This is a genomic window from Paracidovorax avenae ATCC 19860, assembly GCF_000176855.2.
GTDB lineage: Bacteria > Pseudomonadota > Gammaproteobacteria > Burkholderiales > Burkholderiaceae_C > Paracidovorax > Paracidovorax avenae.
Window position 1 is genome coordinate 4688527 of record NC_015138.1, and the last position, 19169, is coordinate 4707695.

19 protein-coding genes are annotated in these 19169 nt (G+C 70.6%); 9 read left to right on the plus strand and 10 right to left on the minus strand.

What is annotated here, in order from left to right; all coding sequences use genetic code 11:
* The 3 genes from ACAV_RS20350 (at position 1) to ACAV_RS20360 (ending at position 3079) form a co-directional block, all read left to right on the plus strand.
* Entirely contained in the window at positions 1–951 is a 951-nt protein-coding gene (locus tag ACAV_RS20350) for a carbohydrate ABC transporter permease (RefSeq protein WP_013596466.1), read from the plus strand.
* On the plus strand, positions 938–1834 hold the full coding sequence (locus ACAV_RS20355; protein WP_013596467.1) for a carbohydrate ABC transporter permease: 897 nt from the start codon (positions 938–940) through the stop codon (positions 1832–1834). The genes ACAV_RS20350 and ACAV_RS20355 overlap by 14 nt, the downstream gene beginning before the upstream one ends.
* Positions 1835–1990: 156 nt before the next feature.
* Entirely contained in the window at positions 1991–3079 is a 1089-nt protein-coding gene (locus ACAV_RS20360; RefSeq protein WP_013596468.1) for an ABC transporter ATP-binding protein, read from the plus strand.
* A gap of 1 nt (position 3080) precedes the next feature.
* Here the strand turns inward: ACAV_RS20360 and ACAV_RS20365 are convergent, their stop codons facing one another.
* Positions 3081–4229 (minus strand): class I SAM-dependent methyltransferase, encoded by a 1149-nt coding sequence (locus ACAV_RS20365; RefSeq protein WP_013596469.1) that lies wholly within the window; start codon positions 4227–4229, stop codon positions 3081–3083.
* On the opposite strand from ACAV_RS20365, the gene ACAV_RS20370 reads away from it, so the two are divergent.
* Positions 4228–5013 (plus strand): SDR family oxidoreductase, encoded by a 786-nt coding sequence (locus tag ACAV_RS20370; RefSeq protein ID WP_041828834.1) that lies wholly within the window; start codon positions 4228–4230, stop codon positions 5011–5013. The genes ACAV_RS20365 and ACAV_RS20370 overlap by 2 nt on opposite strands.
* A gap of 70 nt (positions 5014–5083) precedes the next feature.
* On the plus strand, positions 5084–5455 hold the full coding sequence (locus ACAV_RS20375) for a dihydroneopterin aldolase (RefSeq protein ID WP_013596471.1): 372 nt from the start codon (positions 5084–5086) through the stop codon (positions 5453–5455).
* Positions 5456–5472: 17 nt separating this feature from the next.
* Here ACAV_RS20375 and ACAV_RS20380 read toward each other — a convergent pair whose 3' ends face one another.
* From ACAV_RS20380 to ACAV_RS20395, 4 genes are all read right to left on the minus strand, one after another.
* Positions 5473–5670, minus strand: a complete 198-nt coding sequence (locus tag ACAV_RS20380) for a YbdD/YjiX family protein (protein WP_041828234.1) — start codon at positions 5668–5670, stop codon at positions 5473–5475.
* A gap of 68 nt (positions 5671–5738) precedes the next feature.
* The gene (locus ACAV_RS20385) at positions 5739–7802 is read right to left on the minus strand and encodes a carbon starvation CstA family protein (RefSeq protein WP_013596473.1); all 2064 of its coding nucleotides are present in this window, start codon (positions 7800–7802) and stop codon (positions 5739–5741) included.
* 156 nt (positions 7803–7958) lie between these two features.
* Complete coding sequence (locus tag ACAV_RS20390) at positions 7959–8618, minus strand: response regulator (RefSeq protein ID WP_013596474.1); 660 nt, start codon at positions 8616–8618, stop codon at positions 7959–7961.
* Positions 8615–10051: a cache domain-containing protein gene (locus tag ACAV_RS20395; protein ID WP_013596475.1), complete on the minus strand. Its 1437-nt coding sequence runs from the start codon at positions 10049–10051 to the stop codon at positions 8615–8617. Before ACAV_RS20395 ends, ACAV_RS20390 begins: the two co-directional genes overlap by 4 nt.
* Positions 10052–10214: 163 nt before the next feature.
* Between ACAV_RS20395 and ttcA the strand changes: the two genes are divergently transcribed.
* The 4 genes from ttcA (at position 10215) to ACAV_RS20415 (ending at position 13753) form a co-directional block, all read left to right on the plus strand.
* Positions 10215–11147, plus strand: coding sequence for a tRNA 2-thiocytidine(32) synthetase TtcA (ttcA, locus tag ACAV_RS20400; RefSeq protein WP_013596476.1), 933 nt, complete (start codon positions 10215–10217; stop codon positions 11145–11147).
* A 66-nt stretch (positions 11148–11213) separates the two neighbouring features.
* Entirely contained in the window at positions 11214–11939 is a 726-nt protein-coding gene (locus ACAV_RS20405) for a DUF4136 domain-containing protein (protein WP_013596477.1), read from the plus strand.
* Positions 11940–11946: 7 nt separating this feature from the next.
* On the plus strand, positions 11947–12588 hold the full coding sequence (locus tag ACAV_RS20410; protein ID WP_013596478.1) for a histidine phosphatase family protein: 642 nt from the start codon (positions 11947–11949) through the stop codon (positions 12586–12588).
* Positions 12572–13753, plus strand: a complete 1182-nt coding sequence (locus tag ACAV_RS20415) for a DSD1 family PLP-dependent enzyme (protein ID WP_013596479.1) — start codon at positions 12572–12574, stop codon at positions 13751–13753. The genes ACAV_RS20410 and ACAV_RS20415 overlap by 17 nt, the downstream gene beginning before the upstream one ends.
* A 6-nt stretch (positions 13754–13759) precedes the next feature.
* Here the strand turns inward: ACAV_RS20415 and ACAV_RS20420 are convergent, their stop codons facing one another.
* From ACAV_RS20420 to ACAV_RS20440, 5 genes are all read right to left on the minus strand, one after another.
* Positions 13760–14374 (minus strand): phage tail protein, encoded by a 615-nt coding sequence (locus ACAV_RS20420; RefSeq protein WP_013596480.1) that lies wholly within the window; start codon positions 14372–14374, stop codon positions 13760–13762.
* Positions 14375–14428: 54 nt separating this feature from the next.
* A complete protein-coding gene (locus tag ACAV_RS20425) occupies positions 14429–15040 on the minus strand; it encodes a phage tail protein (RefSeq protein ID WP_013596481.1) in 612 nt (203 codons plus the stop codon).
* 165 nt (positions 15041–15205) lie between these two features.
* Complete coding sequence (locus tag ACAV_RS20430) at positions 15206–15820, minus strand: phage tail protein (protein ID WP_013596482.1); 615 nt, start codon at positions 15818–15820, stop codon at positions 15206–15208.
* A gap of 230 nt (positions 15821–16050) precedes the next feature.
* Complete coding sequence (gene ruvB / locus ACAV_RS20435) at positions 16051–17112, minus strand: Holliday junction branch migration DNA helicase RuvB (RefSeq protein ID WP_013596483.1); 1062 nt, start codon at positions 17110–17112, stop codon at positions 16051–16053.
* 37 nt (positions 17113–17149) lie between these two features.
* On the minus strand, positions 17150–19087 hold the full coding sequence (locus tag ACAV_RS20440; protein ID WP_013596484.1) for a trypsin-like serine protease: 1938 nt from the start codon (positions 19085–19087) through the stop codon (positions 17150–17152).
* Between the last annotated feature and the right edge of the window lie 82 nt (positions 19088–19169).

Consider the following 19169-nt stretch of genomic DNA (forward strand, 5'->3'; position numbering starts at 1 on the left):
ATGGGCGCCGCCAACGCACTCGCCGCACCCGCAACGCCGGGGCCCCAGGCATCGCCCGCTTCCCGGGGCTGGCAGGCCGCGCGCCGGCGCGCCTTCGCGTTCGGGCTGGCGCCGGCGCTCGTCGTGCTGCTGGCCATCACCCTGGTGCCGGCCGCGGCGCTGGTGGTGGCCAGCCTCACGCCGTTGAGCCTCACCGACCCGGCGGGCACCTTCCACTTCCGCGATCCGCTGGGCAACTACCGGCATCTGCTGGAAGACGCGCGCTTCCTCGGCTCCATCGCCACGCAGCTCAAGCTCTCGGCCGCCAGCGTGGTGCTGCAGTTGGCCGTGGGCCTGGGGCTGGCTCTGCTGCTGAACGGTCCGTCCCGCGTGCTGGGCGCCGTGCGCGGGGCCTTCCTGATTCCCATGGTGCTGCCGCCCATCGTGGTGGCGCTGATCTGGAAGATTTTGTTCACGCCCGACGTGAGCCCGCTGCACCGCGCGCTGGAGGCCGCCGGCTGGCCGGTGCGCTCCCTCATTGCCAACCCGGACACCGCCCTCTGGGCCATCGCCTTCGCCGAGACCTGGCAGTGGTTCCCCTTCACCATGCTGATGGTGCTGGCGGCGCTGCAGATGATGCCCGCCGACCCGCTGGAGGCCGCGAGCCTCGACGGCGCCAACCGCTGGCAGCTGTTCCGCTACATCGTGTTCCCGCACATCCGCCCGGTGCTGGTGGTGTGCGGCCTGTTCCGGCTGATCGACAGCTTCAAGGCATTTCCGCTGATCTTCGTGCTGACCGACGGCGGCCCCGGCACGGTGACCGAGGTGACCAACTACTACGGCTTCATCCAGGCCTTCAACTTCTCCTACTGGGGCTACGCCAGCGCCATCGCCACCGTGATCCTGGCGGGCGTGTTCGGCCTGAGCTGGCTGGTGGGGCGACTGGGGTGGAACGACCATGGCAAGCACTGACGCAGCCCTGCCGATCGCGGCGCGGGACGATGCCCCCGCCGAGCACCATGCACACACGCGCACGCACACGCGCACGGGCTGGCTGCGCCGCCACGGCCGCACCGCCGCCGCGCTGGTGCTGCTGGCGTTGACGCTGTTCCCGTTCCTCTGGCTGGTGCACCTGGCCTTCAAGCCGGCCGCCGACCTGTTCGAGGACAGCCTGCTGTTCGTACCCACGCTGGACGGCTTCCGCGCCCTGCTGCAAGGCAATTTCCCGCGGTCGTTCCTCAACAGCCTGGCGGTGAGCACGCTCTCCACGGCGATGTCGCTGGCCATCGGCGTGCCCGCGGCCTATGCGCTCACGCGCTGGCAGTTCCCGGGGCGCCGGCACGTGGCGCTGTGGATTCTGGTGACGCGCATGGCGCCGCCCATCGCCTTCACCATTCCGTTCTTCCTCGCCTACCGCTGGCTGGGACTGCAGGACACCATTTTCGGCCTTGCGCTGGTGTACCTCACCTTCAACCTCGCCATCGTCATCTGGCTCATGCAGACCTTCTTCGAAGCGGTGCCCACCGCGCTCGAAGAAGCCGCCTACATCGACGGCTGCGGCGTGTGGCAGGCGTTCTGGCGCATCACCCTGCCGCTGGCCGCGCCGGGCGTGGCGGCCACGGCGGTGCTGTGCTTCATCTTCGCGTGGAACGACTTCTTCTACGCCCTCATCCTCACCCGCACGCAGGCGGTGACGGCCCCCGTGGCCATCGTCAATTTCCTGCAGTACGAGGGCTGGGAGTGGTCCAAGATCGCCGCGGGCGGCACGCTGGTGATGTTCCCGGTGGTGGTGTTCACCGTGCTGGTGCGCAAGTACCTCGTGCGCGGCCTCACGGCGGGCGGCGTCAAGGACTAAGAGCGGCTAACACGACCCTTCTGGCGTTGTTGCCGCATCTTGTCGTACTACTCGTACTGCCTGCGATGCGGCGCCTAGCCAGAACCGCTTCGCTGGGTCGTGTTAGCCGCTCTAAATCCCTTCCTTCGCAAAGAGAGAGAGAGAGAGAAACCCTCCATGGCTGCGCTCACGCTGCATCAGATCACCAAGCACTACGGCGACACGCCCGTCATCCACGGCGTGGACATCGGCATCCGCGATGGCGAATTCGTGGCCCTCGTCGGCCCCTCGGGCTGCGGCAAGTCCACGCTGCTGCGCATGATCGCGGGGCTCGAATCCGTGACCGGCGGCGAGATCCGCCTGGGAGGGCGCCTGGTCAACGACACACCGCCGCGCGACCGCAACATCGCGATGGTGTTCCAGAACTACGCGCTCTACCCGCACATGACGGTCGCCGAGAACCTCGGCTTCGCGCTCAAGCTGCAGGGCCAGCCGCGCGATGCCATCCGGCGCCGCGTGGGCGAGGTGGCGGCCATCCTGGGGCTGGAGGCGCTGCTCGGCCGCACCCCGCGCCAGCTCTCGGGCGGCCAGCGCCAGCGCGTGGCCATGGGCCGCGCCATCGTGCGCCAGCCCGACGCCTTCCTGTTCGACGAACCGCTCTCCAACCTGGATGCGCAACTGCGCGTGCAGGTGCGTACAGAGATCAAGGCGCTGCACCAGCGCCTGGGCACCACCACGGTCTACGTGACGCACGACCAGGTCGAGGCGATGACGCTGGCCGACCGCATCGTGGTGCTGAAGGATGGCCGCGTGGAGCAGGCCGGCGCGCCGCTGGAGCTGTACGACCGCCCGGCCAACGCCTTCGTCGCGCGGTTCATCGGATCGCCTTCGATGAACTTCATCCCCGGCCGGCTGGAGCTGGACGGCAGCCCCCGCGTGGTGACCGACGACGGCCTGCAGTTGCCGCTGCCCCGCGCCCCGCGCGCGCGCCAGGGCGACCGCGTGCTGTACGGCGCGCGGCCCGAGCACTTCGCGCTGGCGAGCGGCGAAGATGACGAGGACGGCGCCCTGCCCGCCCGCGTGGTGGTGGTGGAGCCCACGGGTGCCGAGACGCAGGTGACGCTGTCGGTGGGCCACGGCGGCCACGACGTGCTGGCCGCGTTCCGCGACCGCATCACGGTGCGGCCCGGCGAGCCGCTCTGGCTGCGGCCCCAGGCGGCGCAGGCGCATGTGTTCGATGCCGCCAGCGGCGCGCGGCTGAACTAGCCTAAAGGCGGTGCGTGCGGTCCCCGCGCGTAAAGCCGATCGGCGTCCAGGCCGGCACGCCCGCGCCCACGGCCAGCACCTTGAACAGCTCGCCCATCTCGTGCTCCATCATGAGCTTGGCGGCCTGCGCGCGCTGCGCCTGCGGCAGCGGCTCCAGCAGCGCAAGCAGGCCGCAGTTGATGAGGAAGTGCGCCTGCGTCGTGTAGCCCAGCACGTCCAGCCCCGCCTCCTGCGCGGCCACGGCCATGGCGGTGAAGTTGACGTGCGCGGTGATGTCCTTCGCCCCCACGTCGACGAGCGGATCGGAATCGACCTGGTGGGCGCGGTGGCACACCAGCGTGCCCATGTGGCGCTGCGGGTGGTAGTACTCGGCCTCGGGAAAGCCGTAATCGATCAGGAAGGCCGCGCCGCGCGCCAGGCGCTGCCCCAGCATGCGCAGGAAGCCCTCGCCCTGCGCGTGGATCTCGGTGAGGTAGTCCTGCGGGCCTTCGGGCTCGACGGGCGGGCGCAGAGGCGTGGGGCGATCTCGCCAGGCGAAGCGGGGCTCGCCACCGTCACCGGGCTCCACGACCACGCCGCGCTCGTGCCACGTGCTGCTTTCCGCGCCGCCGTGGCGGGCCAGCAGTTGCACCGGCATGGCATCGAGCACCTCGTTGCCCACCACCACGCCCTCGATGCGCTCCGGCAGGGCCTGGGCCCACTGCACGCGGTCGCCCCACGGGGCTAGCCGCTCGCGCTGGCGCTCGCGCAGGCTGCCCGACAGGTCCACGATGGTGTAGCGCCGCACGCGGTCGCCGAGCGCCTCCAGCAGTTGCGCGGCGAGCGCGCCGGAGCCGGCGCCGAACTCCCACACATCGTCGGTGCCCGTGGCGTCCAGCGCGTCCTGCACCTGCCGTGCCAGCGCCTGGCCGAACACGGGCGAGAGTTCCGGCGCGGTCACGAAGTCGCTGCCCGACTGCGGCAGGGTGCCGAATTTCGGGAGCGCGTTGGCGTAGTAGCCCAGGCCGGGCGTGTAGAGGGCCCATTCCATGAACCGGTCGAAACCGATCCAGCCGCCGGCCTCGGCGATACCATCGGCGATGCGCCGGGCCAGGGCGCTCGATAAACTGGGGTGCTGTTCTGTCGTCGTCACGGCCCGATTGTCCCCCATGCCCTCTTCCGCTTCCCCCCGTACCGTGCTGGTCACCGGCGCCGCCCGGCGCCTCGGCCGCGAGATCGCCCTGGCGCTCGCCGCGGCGGGCTGGCGCGTGGCCGTGCATTACCGCGGCTCGCGCGAAGACGCCCTGCGCACGGCCGCCGACTGCGCCGCGCTCACTCCGGGCAGCGCCGCCTTCGATGCGGACTTCCACGACGAGGCCGCCGTGCGCGCCCTGCTGCCGCGGGTGGCCGAGGCGCTCGGCACGGTGGATGCCGTGGTCAACAGCGCCTCGCTCTTCGAGCACGACGACGTGGAGAGCTTCGGCTTCGCGGCTCTCGAGAAGCACCTGCGCAGCAACACCGCCGCGCCGATCCTGCTGGCGCAGGCGCTGCATGCGCACCTGGCCTCGCGCGACGGCGCACCAGCCGACCACCCGCAGGGCGTGGTCGTGAACCTGCTCGACCAGAAGCTCTGGAACCCGAACCCCGACTTCCTGAGCTACACGCTCTCCAAGGCCGCGCTCGAATCGGCCACCACCCTGCTCGCGCAGGCCCTGGCCCCGCGCGTGCGCGTGGTGGGCGTGGCGCCCGGCCTCACGCTCACCAGCCACATGCTGTCCGACGAGAAATTCCGCGAACTGCACCGGCAGAGCCCCCTGGGCCGCTCCTCCACGCCCGAGGACGTGGCCGCGGCCGTGCGCTTCGCGCTGGAGAACCGCTCGATCACCGGCACCACGCTGCTCGTGGACGGCGGGCAGCACCTGATGCGCTTCGAGCGCGACTTCTCGCTCATGTGACGCCGGCCCGCGCGCTCCTTTCCCGCTCCACCTTTTCCTTCCCTTCTTTCCTCCCACAGCCATCATGTCCATGCACCACGACGGCGGCCTGCAGATCCTCACGCTCACCGGACTGCGCTTCGATGCCAACCTGGGCATCCTCGACCACGAGAAAACCGCGCCCCAGCCCATCCAGGTGGATGCGGAGCTCAACCAGGGCCGCCAGCCGTTGCTGCCGCACGACGACGACATCGGCCACGTGCTGGACTACCGCAAGGTGAGACAGATCATCATCGACGAATGCACGGCCGAGCACGTGAACCTGCTGGAGAGCCTGATCGGCAAGCTCACGCGCCGCCTGATGCAGTTGCCGGGTGTGATCGGCGTGCGCGTGAAGATCGCCAAGCTCGAAATCTTCGACGACTGCGAGGTGGCGATACGGATGGAATGCGGGGAGTGGTGATTCCTGCGGCCTGATCTTCAGCAGCAGCGCCCGATGCGCCCGTTGCCACCGTAGCGCGCGTCCTGGCGCTCCCGGAAGAACTCGGCATAGCTCATGACCGGTTCCCCGGGATGCGTGCGCTCGCGGTGGGTCAGATAGGCGTCGTAGTCGGGCAGGCCCACCATGAGGCGCAGCGACTGCGCGAGGTAGCGCCCGCCCGTAGCGACGGCCTGCACGGCGCCCCGCGCGGCCTGCAGCGGCCGGCCCGCGGCGCTGCTGGCGCCGCTGCCGTCGGCCGCCGGCTTCACCGAGCACCCTCCGGCAGGGCCTCGAACGGCGTTTCCTGCGCCGTGGGGCGGTTCGCGGCGCGGGCCTGCAGGCAGGCCCGCACGCTGTAGACCAGCACGCTCAGCACCACGAAGATGAACAGCGCGCACAGCCCGGCGTTGATCCGGTCGTTGAGCACGATGCGCGACATGGCCTCGGCCGTCCTGGCCGGCGCGATCACGGTGCCCTGGGCGATGCCTTCGGCGTACTTCGCGGCGTGCGACAGGAAGCCGATCTTCGGGTCGGCCGAGAAGATCTTCTGCCAGCCGGCCGTGAGCGTGCAGGCCAGCAACCAGGCAGCCGGGGCGATGGTCACCCAGGCGAAGCGCTCGCGCTTCATGCGGAACAGCACCACGGTGCCCAGCATCAGCGCCACGGCGGCCAGCATCTGGTTGGAAATGCCGAACAGCGGCCACAGCGTGTTGATGCCGCCCAGCGGATCGACCACGCCCTGGTAGAGGAAGTAGCCCCAGGCACCCACGCACAGCGCGGTGGCGACCAGATTGGCCGGCAGCGAATCGGTGCGCTTGAGCGCGGGCACGAAGCTGCCCAGCAGGTCCTGCAGCATGAAGCGGCCCGCACGCGTGCCGGCGTCCACCGCCGTCAGGATGAAGAGCGCCTCGAACAGGATCGCGAAGTGGTACCAGAAGGCCATCATGGCCGGCCCGCCCACCACCTGGTGCAGGATGTGCGCCATGCCCACCGCGAGCGTCGGCGCGCCGCCGGCACGGCCCAGGATGGTGTGCTCGCCCACGTCCTTGGCGGTTTGCACCAGCATGTCGGGCGTGATCACGAAGCCCCAGGTGGAGAGCGTCTGCGCCACGGCCTCGGGCGTGGTGCCCACGAGCGCCGCGGGGCTGTTCATCGCGAAGTAGATGCCGGGGTTGATGCACGAGGCGGCCACCAGCGCCATCACGGCGACGAAGGATTCGGCCAGCATGCCGCCGTAGCCGATGTAGCGCGCGTGGGTTTCGTTCTCGAGCATCTTGGGCGTGGTGCCCGAGGAGATCAGCGCGTGGAAGCCCGACACCGCGCCGCAGGCGATGGTGATGAAGAGGAACGGGAACAGGCTGCCCGCCCAGACCGGGCCGTTGCCCTGCACGAACTGCGTGATGGCCGGCATCTCCAGCGTGGGCGCCACCACCACGATGCCGATGGCCAGCGCCACGATGGTGCCGATCTTCAGGAAGGTGGAGAGGTAGTCGCGCGGCGCGAGCAGCAGCCACACCGGCAGCGAGGCGGCGACGAAGCCATAGCCGATCAGCATCCAGGTGAGCGTGGTGCCCGAGAAGGTGAATATCGGCCCCCAGGTGGGGTGCGCGGCCACGGCCTGCCCGCCGAAGATCGCTGCCATCAGCAGCACGAAGCCGATGACGGACACCTCGGCGATGCGGCCCGGGCGCAGGAAGCGCAGGTACACGCCCATGAAGAGCGCCACGGGGATGGTCGCCGCCACGGTGAACGCGCCCCAGGGCGATTCGGCCAGCGCCTTCACCACGATCAGCGCCAGCACGGCCAGGATGATGATCATGATCATGAAGGTGCCGAAGAGCGCGATCAGCCCCGGCACGGTGCCCATCTCCTGCTTGACGAGGTCGCCCAGCGAGCGGCCGTCGCGCCGCGTGGAGATGAAGAGCACGATGAAATCCTGCACCGCACCCGCGAACACCACGCCCGCCAGCAGCCACAAGAGGCCGGGCACGTAGCCCATCTGCGCGGCCAGCACCGGGCCCACCAGCGGCCCCGCGCCCGCGATGGCGGCGAAGTGGTGGCCGAACAGCACGTGCTTGTTGGTGGGCACGTAGTCCAGCCCGTCGTTGTGGCGCCAGGCCGGCGTGGAACGCTTGGCATCCAGCCCCAGCACGCGCTGGGCGATGAACAGGCTGTAGTAGCGGTAGGCGATCAGATAGACGCAGACCGCCGCGACGACGATCCAGAGCGCGCTGACGGCCTCGCCGCGCGTCAGCGCGACGGTGCCGAGCGCCCAGGCGCCGAGCACGGCGATGCAGAGCCACACCAGGTGGCGGCGGATGAGGGGCATGGGACTTGTCTCCTGGATGCGGGAAGGGCCCCGGTGGTCCGGGGGCAGGCCAGTATCCCGGCCAGGGGCGCCGCGCGCATCCGCCCTGCCACGTAGGCGGGCCGGGTGGAATTTCGTAAGGGACAACCCTAGGGACGGCCGGCAGGCGCCAGGGTGTCAGCGACCCGTGTCGAAGCGCTTCGCGTGCTCGACGGCATAGCGAATCAGCTCCGCCAGGCTGCCCAGCTCCAGCCGCCGGCGGATGTTCTGCCGGTGCGCCTCCACCGTGCGCACGCTCAGGCCGAGATCGCAGGCGATCTGCTTGCTGGACGCGCCACGGCCCAGCGCCGCCAGGATTTCGCTCTCGCGCGGGGTGAGCAGCGGCTTCGGGGCCTGGTTGCGGAAGAGCCGCTGCGACACAGCCGGGCTGAGGAAGGTGCCGCCCGCAGCCACCGCCTCCAGCGCCGCGACCAGTTCGGACGCCGGCGCATCCTTGAGCACGTAGCCGCTGGCGCCCACCTGCAGGGCGCGCTGCACGTACTCGGGGTTGTCGTACATGCTGAGCATGAGCACCCGCGGGGCGCCGCTGCCGGCCAGCAGGCGGGCGGCGAGGTCCAGCCCGCTCACGTCCTTCATGCCCACGTCCATGAGGACGATGCCGGGCGCGAGCCGCGCGATCAGCGGCTCCGCCTCGTCCGCGCCGGAGGCTTCGCCCACGATCGCCACCCACGGCAGGCTGCCCAGGCGCGCGCGCAGGCCGTCGCGCACCAGGGCATGGTCATCGACGAGGAACAGGCGGACGGGGCGCTCCAGGGGAGCACTGGCGGCAGCGGTCATGCAGGCTCCATCCTATCCGCGGGCACCTCGGCCACCACGCGCGTGCCGCCCGCCCCCGAGCGCACCTGCAGCCGGCCGCCGATGGCCGCCATGCGCTCGTGCATGTTGCGCAGGCCGATGCCGCGCCGCGGATCGTGCTGCAGCGCCGCAGGATCGAAGCCCCGCCCGTCGTCGCGCACCTCCAGCTGCACGCCGCCGCCCACGCACTCCAGCGTCACGTGCACCTGCCGCGCCTGGGCATGCTTGCGCACGTTGGTGAGCGCTTCCTGGGCGACGCGGAACAGCGCGGTGGTGACGTCCTGCGGCAGGGGCCCCGGCGGCTGGGCCACGTCGGCGGCCGCCGCCACCGGGCCATGTTCGCCGAAGGCGCGGGCCAGGTGCTCCAGCGCGGCGGGCAGGCCGAGGGTGTCCAGCAGCGCCGGGCGCAGCTCGTGCGACAGGCGCCGCACCTCGCCCAGGGCCTCGTTGAGGTGCTGGAGCGCGGTGCCGAGGGTGGCCGGCGCCGGACGCTCGCGCTCGATCTCCTCCACTGCCGACTCGATGAGCAGCTTGGCGGAGACCAGGGTCTGGCTGGTGCCGTCGTGCAGTTCGCGCGCCAGGTGGCCGCGCTCCTCCTCCTGCGACTGCACCACGCGGCGCGCGAGCAGGCGCAGGCGGGCTTCCGACAGGCGGTGCTCGCTGAGGTTGAGCAGCAGCCCGCAGGCGCTGATCGCCGCGAAGCCCAGGGCGGCGAAACCCGCGATCCACCACATCGTGGTGCCCACGTTGGAGCCCACCTGCCGTTCCAGGCCGGCCTGCGTGGCCTCGATGTCGTCCAGGTACAGCCCCGTGCCCACCATCCAGTTCCAGTGCGGCAGGGCGATCACGTAGCCCAGTTTCGGCGCGAGCTGCCCGCCGAGGGACGGCTTGGGCCAGGAATACTCCACGAAGCCGCCGCCGGCCTGGGCCTGCGCGATGAGCTGCTGGATGGTCGGCCGCCCCTGGGGATCGCGCAGGTCCCACAGCATCCGGCCCACCAGTTCCGGCTGGCGCGAGTGCATGAGGGAGCGGCCCTGCAGGTCATAGACGAAAAAGTAGCCGTCGCTGCCGTAGTCCAGCGCGGCCAGGCGGCGCATGGCCTCCTCCCGCGCCTTCGGGTCGTCGCCGCCCGCCTCGTAGAGCGGCCGCACGGTGCTCACCGCCAGGTCCACGTAGCTGCGCAGCTCGCTGCGGCGCTGCTCCAGGTACGACTGCTCCACCAGGGCGCGCTCGCGCCGCGCGAGGTCCTGTGCCTGGTGGCGCACCAGGGCCGTCACCAGCGCCAGGGTGACGAGCAGCGGCACCACCGCCAGCGCCACGATCTTCGTGCGCAGGCGGGCCGCGGGGTCCGCCGCGCCGGCCGCGGGCGCGCCGTCCGGCGGGGCCCCGCGAAATACGTCCTTGCCTGTTCCCATGCGCCTTCCATCCGTCCCGGAAATGCGTTCCCGCCGTAAAATCGGCGGTCACCCGCCCCTTGAACGGGCGCCGCCGCACGGCTGCGCCGCGCGGCAAGCGGGAGGCGCCGCGCAGCCGCGCCGTGCCCTTCCTGCTTCCGCGGACCCGATTGTCCCCCCTCCCATGACCGCCCTGCCCCAAGACACCGACTGGACCGCCGACGCCGCCCGCCCCGCGCAGGCCCGGATCGAACGCGAGGCGCACAAGCTCGAGAAGCGCCTGTGCCGCGAGGTCGGCCGCGCCATCGTCGATTACCGCATGATCGAGGAGGGCGACAAGGTCATGGTGTGCATGTCCGGCGGCAAGGACAGCTACACCCTGCTGGACATCCTCATCAAGCTGAAGAAACGCGCGCCGATCCATTTCGACCTGGTGGCGGTGAACCTCGACCAGAAGCAGCCGGGCTTCCCGGAGCACATCCTGCCCGAGTACCTGGCCACCACCGGCGTGCCCTTCCACATCGAGAACCAGGACACCTACAGCATCGTCAAGCGGGTGGTGCCCGAGGGCAAGACCACCTGCGGCCTGTGCAGCCGCCTGCGCCGCGGCATCCTCTACCGCGTGGCCGACGAACTGGGCTGCACCAAGATCGCGCTGGGCCACCACCGCGACGACATCCTGCAGACACTGCTGCTCAACATGTTCTTCGGCGGCAAGCTGAAGGCCATGCCCCCGAAACTGGTCAGCGACGACGGCCGCCACGTGGTGATCCGCCCGCTGGCCTACGTGACCGAGAAGGACACCACCCGCTGGGCGCAGCAGCAGCAGTTCCCGATCATTCCCTGCAACCTCTGCGGCAGCCAGGAGAACCTGCAGCGCAAGCAGGTGGGCGAGATGCTGCGCGACTGGGACAAGCGCTTCCCCGGCCGCGTGGACAACATGTTCAACGCCCTGCAGAACATCGTGCCGTCCCACCTGCTGGACGGAACGCTGCACGACTTCCAGCATCTGAAGGCCACGGGCGTTCCGAGCGACGACGGCGACAAGGCCTTCGACGCGGAGGAATTCCCCCCGGCGCCCGCCCTGCCGGGCCTGCAGGTGGTGCAGATTTCCTGACACGCCGCGGCCCTGCGAGCGACCCGTGAAGCCTCCCCCTTCGTACCGGATTCCAGGAGACCGCCCATGAACGCCGCCACCGCCGGACTGCCCCGGCTCTTCCGCTGCCTCTGGCTGCTGCTGGCCGCCGCCGTGCTGGCCGGCTGCGCCAGCACCCGCACGGTGGACAGCACCGTGTCCACCTACTCCACCCTGCCGGGGCTGCCCTCCCCGCCCACCTACCGGCTGGAGCGCCTGCCCTCGCAGCAGGCGCAGGCCGCGCAGTTCGCCCCCATCGAGGCCCTGGCCCAGCAATCGCTCGCGCGCGTGGGCCTGCAGCGCGACGACGCCAACGCCCGGCTGGTGCTTCAGATCGGCGCCAGCGCCAGCACCACCTGGCCCGCCTCCTGGCCCTACTATGGCCCCGCCTACCCCGGATGGGGCTGGGGCGTGGGCTGGGGCGGCCGTGGCGGATGGGGCTGGGGCATGGGCACCGGCTGGATGATGGACCGCCCGCCCACGCTCTACCGCCGCGAGGCCAGCCTGGTGCTGCGCGACGCGGCCACGCAGAAGATCGTCTATGAAACCTCGGCCGTCTATGAAGATGTCTGGGTGAACGATCCGGCCATCTTCGGCATCCTGTTCGACGCCGCGCTCACCGGATTCCCGACACCGCCGTCCGGGCCGCGCCAGGTGCGCACCACCTTCGCCCCGGCCGGCCAGGGGCCTTCCCCGGGCTCCGCCGCACCCGCCGCCTCCGCTCCCGCCACGCCGGGGGTGGTCGTGTCCCCCGAGCCGGGCCGCGCCCCCTGACCGCCGCATGCAGCAAGCCACCCGCATCATCGCCATCCGCCACGGGGAAACCGCCTGGAACGTGGACACGCGCATCCAGGGCCACCTCGACATTCCCCTGAACGACACCGGCCTCTGGCAGGCCCGGCAACTGGGCCGGGCCCTCGCGGACGAGCCCGTGGCCGCGATCTACGCGAGCGACCTGCGGCGCGCCCATGCCACGGCCCAGGCCGTGGCCGATGCCACGGGCGCGCCCCTGGCCACCGACGTGCGGCTGCGCGAGCGCGCGTTCGGCCTCATGGAGGGGCGCACCTTCCGCGAGATCGAGGCCGAGCTGCCCGAACAGGCCCGCCGCTGGCGGCAGCGCGACCCGGATTTCGAGCCCGAAGGCGGCGAATCGCTGATCGCCTTCCGCGAGCGCATCACCGCGGCCACCCATGCCCTGGCCCGCCGCCACCCGGGCGAGCTGATCGCCCTCGTGGCGCACGGAGGGGTGATGGACGTGCTCTACCGCGCCGCCACCGGCCAGGAACTGCAGGCGCCGCGCACCTGGCTCCTGGCGAACGCTGCCATCAACCGCCTGCTCTGGACCGAAGACGGGCTCACCCTGGTGGGCTGGGCCGACACGCAACACCTCGAGGATGCCGCCCGCGATGAAAACCATGCCTGATCCCGCCGCGGCGCTGCTCGCCACCATCGGCCAGCGGGTGGACCTGATCGACACCCCCGTCGCGGTCGTGGACCTCGACGCCATGGAGCGCAACATCCAGCGCATGGCTGATTTCGCGCGCAAGCACCAGGTGCGCTGGCGCCCGCACGCGAAGATGCACAAGTGCGCCGAACTGGCGCTGCGCCTGCAGCAGGCCGGCGCCGGTGGCGCCTGCGTGCAGAAGGTCTCGGAGGCCGAGGCGCTCGCCGCCGGCGGCGTGACGGACATCTACATCAGCAACGAAGTGATCGCGCCGGCCAAGCTGCAGCGCGTGGCGCGCCTGGCCCGGCAGCTCGCCGGCCTGGGCGGGCGCCTAGCCATCGCCGTGGACAGCCCGGAGGGCATTGCCCGCCTGGCCGAGGCCATGGACGCGGCCGGCCCGGATGGCGCCGGCATCGACGTATTCGTGGAGATCGACGTCGGCCAGGGCCGCTGCGGCGTGCCGCCGGGCGAGGCGGCGGTGCCGCTCGCGCAGGCGGTCGCCGGCCATGCTCGGCTGCGCTTCGCCGGCCTGCATGCCTACCATGGCCGGGCCCAGCACCTGCGCGGCGCGGCCGAACGGCGCGATGCCATCGCCACCGCCGTGGAAGCCGCCCGCACCACGCGCGATGCCATCCAGGCGGCGGGCCTGCCCGTCCCCCTCGTCACCGGAGCGGGCACGGGCACCCTGGTGCACGAGGCCGCGAGCGGCGTGTACGGCGAACTGCAGGCCGGCTCCTTCCTGTTCATGGATGCGGACTACGCCGCCAACGAACGCGAGCCCGCGCAGCCGGCCTTCGAGCATGCGCTGTTCATCAAGACCCAGGTCATCTCCAGCCGCGATACGCACGCCGTCTGCGATGCGGGCCACAAGAGCCATGCCATCGACTCCGGCCTGCCGCAGGTCGCCTTCCTGCCGCCCGAGCGCGCGCTGCGCTACGCCAACGGCGGCGACGAGCACGGCCTGCTGTTCGCGGACGGCGACCGGGCCCGCCTGCCCGCCATCGGCCGCATGCTCTGGCTCGTTCCCGGGCACTGCGACCCGACGGTGAACCTGCACGGCCACCTCATCGGCGTGCGCGGCGGGCTCGCGCACGGCGTGGTCGAGCGCATCCTGCGCGTGGATGCGCGCGGCGCGGTGACCTGAAGCTCCTCAGTCGGGCCGGGGCGGGAACAGCCCCTCCACGCAGATGATGAAGGCCACCGTCAGCGAGGGCTGGAGGGTGCCCATCGTCCCGGCCGCCGCCACCGGCAGGGCCAGGGGCTGCTGGGCGCCCACGGGGGCAACGGTCACGGGGGCGTCGAACGGCTTGAGGTTCGCATTCGCTGCATCGCTCGTCCATTCCTTGACGTCGAAATTGCCCCCCTTGCCCTTGCTCTGCACGGACCCGGGACCGGGCGTTTCGCTCACGTTGGCCAGCGTCGGCGCGCTGTTCGCCGGAATGCCCAGGGATGCCTTGCCGCCCACTGGCGGCAGCTGGCTGGCGGACACCATGCCCACCGCCGCCCCGCTGAGCGCCACGGAGTGCGACGCAGCTCCGGTCGGGCCGGGCGGCTGGTCGGCCGTCTGCAGGCCCATGGGTACGCGGTTGCGCAGGTCGGGCAACTGGAAGGTGGTGCGCCCGTCGCCGCCGAAGCGGCTGCCCAGGATCGCGAACAGCGCCGGGTTCTGCGCGATGTTCAGGACCGACCCGTCGCACAGCGCCCAGCCGCGCGGCACGAAGGCCGCCGTCCACAGCAGGACGGTGCCGATGTAACTCTCATCCATGATTTCCCTCTTTCCTCAAGATGTCTGGAACGGTCCGCGGGCATGGCGGACGGATCAGGGCCGGTCGGGGTACAGCCCCAGCAGGCAGATGATGAAGTTCAGCGTCAGCGAGGGCTGGATGGTGCTCACCGGGCCCGACAGCGACACCGGCAGCGACAGGGGCTGCTGCGCGGAACCGGGGCTGATGGTGACGGGTGCGTCGAAGGGCTTCAGGTTGGTATTGGCCGCATCGCTCGTGTAGATCTTCGCGCCGAAGTTGCCCGCCGTCCCTTTGGCCAGCACGCCGGTGGGGCCCGGCACGTCGGTGAGGTTCGCCGCGACCGGCGCGTTGTTCACGGGGATCGATACCGATGCCTTGCCGCTCATCGGGGGCAGCTGGTTGGCGGCGATCATGCCGGTGGCGGCGCCGGTCACGGTCAGTACCTGCGACGCCGCACCCGTGGTGCCGGGCGTCTGCGACGCCGCCTGCAGCCCCATGGGCACCCGGTTGCGCAGGTCGGGGAGATTGAAGTTGGTGCGCGCATCGCCGCCGTAGCGCACGCCGATGAGGGAGTACAGCGCCTGATAGTCCATGATCTTCAGCTGCGTTCCGTCGCACAGCGCCCAGTTCCGCGGCACCCAGCTGCCGGCCCACAGCACGATCGTGCCGATATATGCTTCATCCATGGTTTCCCTCACTTTCGGTTGGTGACTCTGCTTTGAATGGACCCGCGTGCATGCCGCGGGACGCACCGCTCCGCAGCCCCGCGCAGGGGGCTGGAACCGGCGATTGGTCTCGAAGAGGCGCACCGCCGCCTCCGGCCGGGCCGGAAAGGCGCGTGCGCCGGCCCCTCAGTTGCGCGAGGGGTAGATGCCCGTGGTGGCGATGATGAAGTTCAGCGTGATGCCCGGCTGCAGCGTGCTCACCGTGACGGGAATGCTCACGGGTGCAGCAGGCGTGCTGGAAGCCTGCGCCGTGAGCACGGGCAGGTCCACGTCGAAGGGCTTGAGCGTGGCATCGGAAGCCGCGGCGGTGTAGATCTTCGTGGGGAAGTTGCCGGCCGTGCCCTTGCCGAGCACGAGGCCGTTGGCCGGTGCATTGGTGTCGGCGGCCGCGCCGGCATTCGCCGGAATGGCGACGCTCAGCTTGCCATTGCCGGCGGCGGCCACCGCATGGGTATGGGGCGGCAGCTGGCTCGCCGCGAGCGTGACGCTGGCGGTGGTGGAGGCCGTGGCCGCACCGCTGGTGATGGCCACGTTCGCCGCGTTCTGCGAGCCCACGGGCACCCGGTTGCGCAGGTCCGGCAGCGCGAAGGTGCTCACCCCGTTGCCGCCGTAAGCAGTGCCTATCAGCGAGAACAGCGCCGCGTTCTGCTGGATGCTCAGCAAGGTGCCGTCGCAGATCGCCCAGCCGCGCGGAATCCACGGCGTGGCCCACAGAATGATCTGTCCAAGGATCGGATCCATCGTAATTTCCCTCTCATCCGTTCGTCGATTGCTTTGAACCCAGCCTTAGTGCGAGGCATTGTTTTCAATGCATCGCATAGCGGCTGGTTATCGCAGTAGACACCATGCGCATGGCAAAGCGCACGGGATTTCCCCGAATGACGCCTTGCGGCAACACCGTTTCCGGAACGCTTGCGGGAGGGCCGGGGTGGCCCCAGGATGGAAGGCGGAAACCGCTATGCGCGGCCGGCTCAGGCAGCGCCGAACAGGTCCGTGTGCTGGCGCGAGGGGGCCACGCCCAGGTGCCGGAACGCCGCCAGGGTGGCGATGCGGCCACGTGGCGTGCGCTGCAGGTAGCCCTGCTGGATGAGGTAGGGTTCGATCACGTCCTCGATGGTGCCGGGCTCCTCGCCGATGCTCGCGGCGATGTTGTCCAGTCCCACCGGGCCGCCGTCGAAGCGGTGCACCACGGCCTCCAGGAGCTTGCGGTCCATCACGTCGAAGCCCTGCGGATCCACGTCCAGCATGGCCAGCGCGCGCTGAGCGATGTCCTGCGTGATGCGGCCGTCGCCCTTCACGTCGGCATAGTCGCGCACGCGGCGCAGCAGGCGGTTGGCGATGCGCGGCGTGCCGCGCGAGCGGCGCGCGATCTCGAAGGAGCCCTGCGCATCGATGGGCGCGTTCAGCAGCCCGGCCGACCGCGTGACGATGCGCGACAGCTCTTCGGGCGTGTAGAACTCCAGCCGCGCGACGATGCCGAAGCGGTCGCGCAGCGGGTTGGTGAGCATGCCGGCGCGGGTGGTGGCGCCGACCAGGGTGAAGGGCTGCAGGTCGAGCTTGATGCTCCGCGCCGCCGGCCCCTCGCCGATCATGATGTCGATCTGGTAGTCCTCCAGCGCGGGGTAGAGGATTTCCTCCACCACGGGCGAGAGGCGGTGGATCTCGTCGATGAAGAGGACGTCGTTCTTCTCCAGGTTGGTCAGCAGCGCGGCCAGGTCCTTGGGCTTTTCCAGCACCGGCCCGCTGGTCTGCCGCAGGTTCACGCCGAGCTCGGCCGCGATGATGTGGCTCAGCGTGGTCTTGCCCAGCCCGGGGGGGCCGAACAGCAGCACGTGGTCCAGCGCCTCCTCCCGCTTGCGCGCGGCCCCGATGAAGATCTCGAGCTGCTCGCGCGCCTTCGCCTGGCCGACGTATTCCTGCAGCAGCTTGGGCCGCAGCGCGCGCTCCAGCGCCTCCTCCTGCGGGGAGGCGGGTGCGGCGGAAACCACGCGCTTGGGCGGCGCGGGTGCGAAATCGTCGGTCTGGATGCTCATGGGCGCGGGTGCGTGTCGGGGAGGAGGGCCGGGGACGTCAGTTCGTCCAGGCGTAGTACGCCACGCCTTCGTACTTGAAGACCGGGTAGGTCGCGATCACGAAATCGCGCTCGGCCTGGCTGATCGTGTAGAAATGCGTGCTGGTTTTCGTGTTGAAGAAGCGGTACATCGCCGTGGAGCCGTTGCCGGCGCCCGTCTGGGCGTACCACACGGGGCCTTCGTACTTGAAGACCGGGTAGTTGGCGATCACGGAATCGCGCTCGCCGGCATTGATGGTATAGAAGTGGGCACCCGTCGAGGTGTTGAAGAAGCGGAAGACCGCGCTCTGGCCGTCCGTGGCTCCGCCATAGGCATAGAAGCCCACGCCCTCGTAGCTGAATGCCGGGTAGGTGGCGATCACGAAATCGCGCTCGCTGGCGCTGGAGGTGTAGAAATGCGCCCCGGTGCTGCCGTTGAAGAAGCGGTAGATGGCGGTGCGCCCGCTGGTGCTGACGGCGGGCGAGAGCCACTGCTGCAGCGCCGCGCCGTAGGCAATGTCGAATCGGCCGTACACGTCGAGGCCATTGCGGGAAGTGCAGGTGATGTTGCCGCCGGAGAGCGTTCCCACCAGTGCGCCGTTCACGAACAGGCCTGAACCGCTGCTGCCGCCTTGCGTCAAGCCCTGGTTCCAGCTCACGCGGTAGAAGTTGCCCGCGGCACCAGTGCAGGAGAAAGTTCTGCTTCCATCGCTGGGAATGCTGCAGGAGATAAGGGCCGTGACATTGCCGAACGAAATCTTCTGCAGGTCGCCCATGGGATGGTGGATGCCTACGGCGGCGCTGCCCAGCGACTGGGTGCCGGCGTTCCACGCGGCGAACACCGCCCCTGCAGGCGGCGTCTCGTTCAGTCGCACGAACAGCGTGTCGGTGCTGGTGCTGGAATACAGCAGCGTGGCGCCGCCGGTGCGGGTCACGGAACTGGACGACAGCGCATTGCTGTTGCAGCTCGGTGAACGGTAGAACCAGTCCGTGCGCAGGCTGGAAGCCGCGGTCTGCGACGAGAAACAGTGGCTGGCCGAGATGAAATACGGCGTGCCCGTGCCGTCGCGGTCATTGAGCAGCGTTCCGGTGCAGAGATAGGTATTGCCGTCGCCCAGAACGAAGACCATGCGCGCCACGGCATTGCGCTGGCTGGCATAGGCGTCATAGCAGGTGGAATCGAGCCCGCACGAGGCAGACTCGCCGATCTTGAGTTGCTCGCCTTCGTCCGCCGTCGGCAGGGAGAGGTTGGTGTAGATATGCGACACCCGCGGGATGGCGATGTCCAGGGCGCTGGCGGGGGTGCCGGGCGGCAGCTCGATCTCGAGCGTGGCCTCGTCGCCGCCGGTATCGGGCGTCCACCAGGTGCGGCCCGCGTCCGACGTGTCGCCGGCCGCGATGTTGCGGTCGATGGCCTGCAGGACTTCCTGGCCGGAAATCTCGTACACCGCGGACTGGCGGTCCTGGCGATAGACACGCAGTTGCGCGCCGCCCGGCAGGGCATGCACCAGCACGCCCAGGCGCAGGCCGTGCGCGTCCTGCGCCGTGAAGCTGATGGCGGCGGCGAGGCCGCCGGCCGCGGTGGGCGTCCAATGCAGTTGCCCTGCCAGCGCGGCGGGCGTGGCCGTGGCCTCCACGGAGCGCGCGGCGCCGATCTGGCGCGGGCCGACGGCGGCTGCGGCCGCCTCGGCGCGCGACTCCAGCAGGGCGCCCAGCGAGACCCGCGCGGGCGCCAGCGCGGGCCGCGCGGCCAGGTCCTTGACCCGCACGACATCCTGCGCGGCCGTGGCGGGCTGCTCGCGCGACTCCACGCTCAGCACCACCGCCCTGGGCTGGGCCGTGGCGGAGGCGGAAGAACCCGCCTCGGCACCGCTGCCGCCACCGCCCCCGCAAGCCGCCAGGAGCGCGGCAGCCCCCAGCACCATCACCGCTCGAACACTTCGCAGCCTGAAATCCATGGCCTCTGCTCCTGTTGTGGCTGCGGCGGGCACCGCGCCCGCCGCCTGCCCGTCAATGTGCCACGGCCGCGTCGCCCTGGGC

Bases quoted from the DNA above. Each gene is read 5' to 3' on its own strand.
- ACAV_RS20390 (WP_013596474.1), bottom strand. From the start codon at position 8,618: ATGACCGCTGCCGCCAGTGCTCCCCTGGAGCGCCCCGTCCGCCTGTTC.
- ACAV_RS20430 (WP_013596482.1), bottom strand. From the start codon at position 15,820: ATGGATCCGATCCTTGGACAGATCATTCTGTGGGCCACGCCGTGGATT.
- ACAV_RS20370 (WP_041828834.1), top strand. From the start codon at position 4,228: ATGCCCTCTTCCGCTTCCCCCCGTACCGTGCTGGTCACCGGCGCCGCC.
- ACAV_RS20415 (WP_013596479.1), top strand. From the start codon at position 12,572: ATGAAAACCATGCCTGATCCCGCCGCGGCGCTGCTCGCCACCATCGGC.
- ACAV_RS20385 (WP_013596473.1), bottom strand. From the start codon at position 7,802: ATGCCCCTCATCCGCCGCCACCTGGTGTGGCTCTGCATCGCCGTGCTC.
- ACAV_RS20375 (WP_013596471.1), top strand. From the start codon at position 5,084: ATGCACCACGACGGCGGCCTGCAGATCCTCACGCTCACCGGACTGCGC.
- ACAV_RS20350 (WP_013596466.1), top strand. From the start codon at position 1: ATGGGCGCCGCCAACGCACTCGCCGCACCCGCAACGCCGGGGCCCCAG.
- ACAV_RS20410 (WP_013596478.1), top strand. From the start codon at position 11,947: ATGCAGCAAGCCACCCGCATCATCGCCATCCGCCACGGGGAAACCGCC.
- ACAV_RS20440 (WP_013596484.1), bottom strand. From the start codon at position 19,087: ATGGATTTCAGGCTGCGAAGTGTTCGAGCGGTGATGGTGCTGGGGGCT.
- ACAV_RS20395 (WP_013596475.1), bottom strand. From the start codon at position 10,051: ATGGGAACAGGCAAGGACGTATTTCGCGGGGCCCCGCCGGACGGCGCG.
- ACAV_RS20425 (WP_013596481.1), bottom strand. From the start codon at position 15,040: ATGGATGAAGCATATATCGGCACGATCGTGCTGTGGGCCGGCAGCTGG.
- ruvB (WP_013596483.1), bottom strand. From the start codon at position 17,112: ATGAGCATCCAGACCGACGATTTCGCACCCGCGCCGCCCAAGCGCGTG.
- ACAV_RS20420 (WP_013596480.1), bottom strand. From the start codon at position 14,374: ATGGATGAGAGTTACATCGGCACCGTCCTGCTGTGGACGGCGGCCTTC.
- ACAV_RS20355 (WP_013596467.1), top strand. From the start codon at position 938: ATGGCAAGCACTGACGCAGCCCTGCCGATCGCGGCGCGGGACGATGCC.
- ACAV_RS20365 (WP_013596469.1), bottom strand. From the start codon at position 4,229: ATGGGGGACAATCGGGCCGTGACGACGACAGAACAGCACCCCAGTTTA.
- ACAV_RS20360 (WP_013596468.1), top strand. From the start codon at position 1,991: ATGGCTGCGCTCACGCTGCATCAGATCACCAAGCACTACGGCGACACG.
- ttcA (WP_013596476.1), top strand. From the start codon at position 10,215: ATGACCGCCCTGCCCCAAGACACCGACTGGACCGCCGACGCCGCCCGC.
- ACAV_RS20405 (WP_013596477.1), top strand. From the start codon at position 11,214: ATGAACGCCGCCACCGCCGGACTGCCCCGGCTCTTCCGCTGCCTCTGG.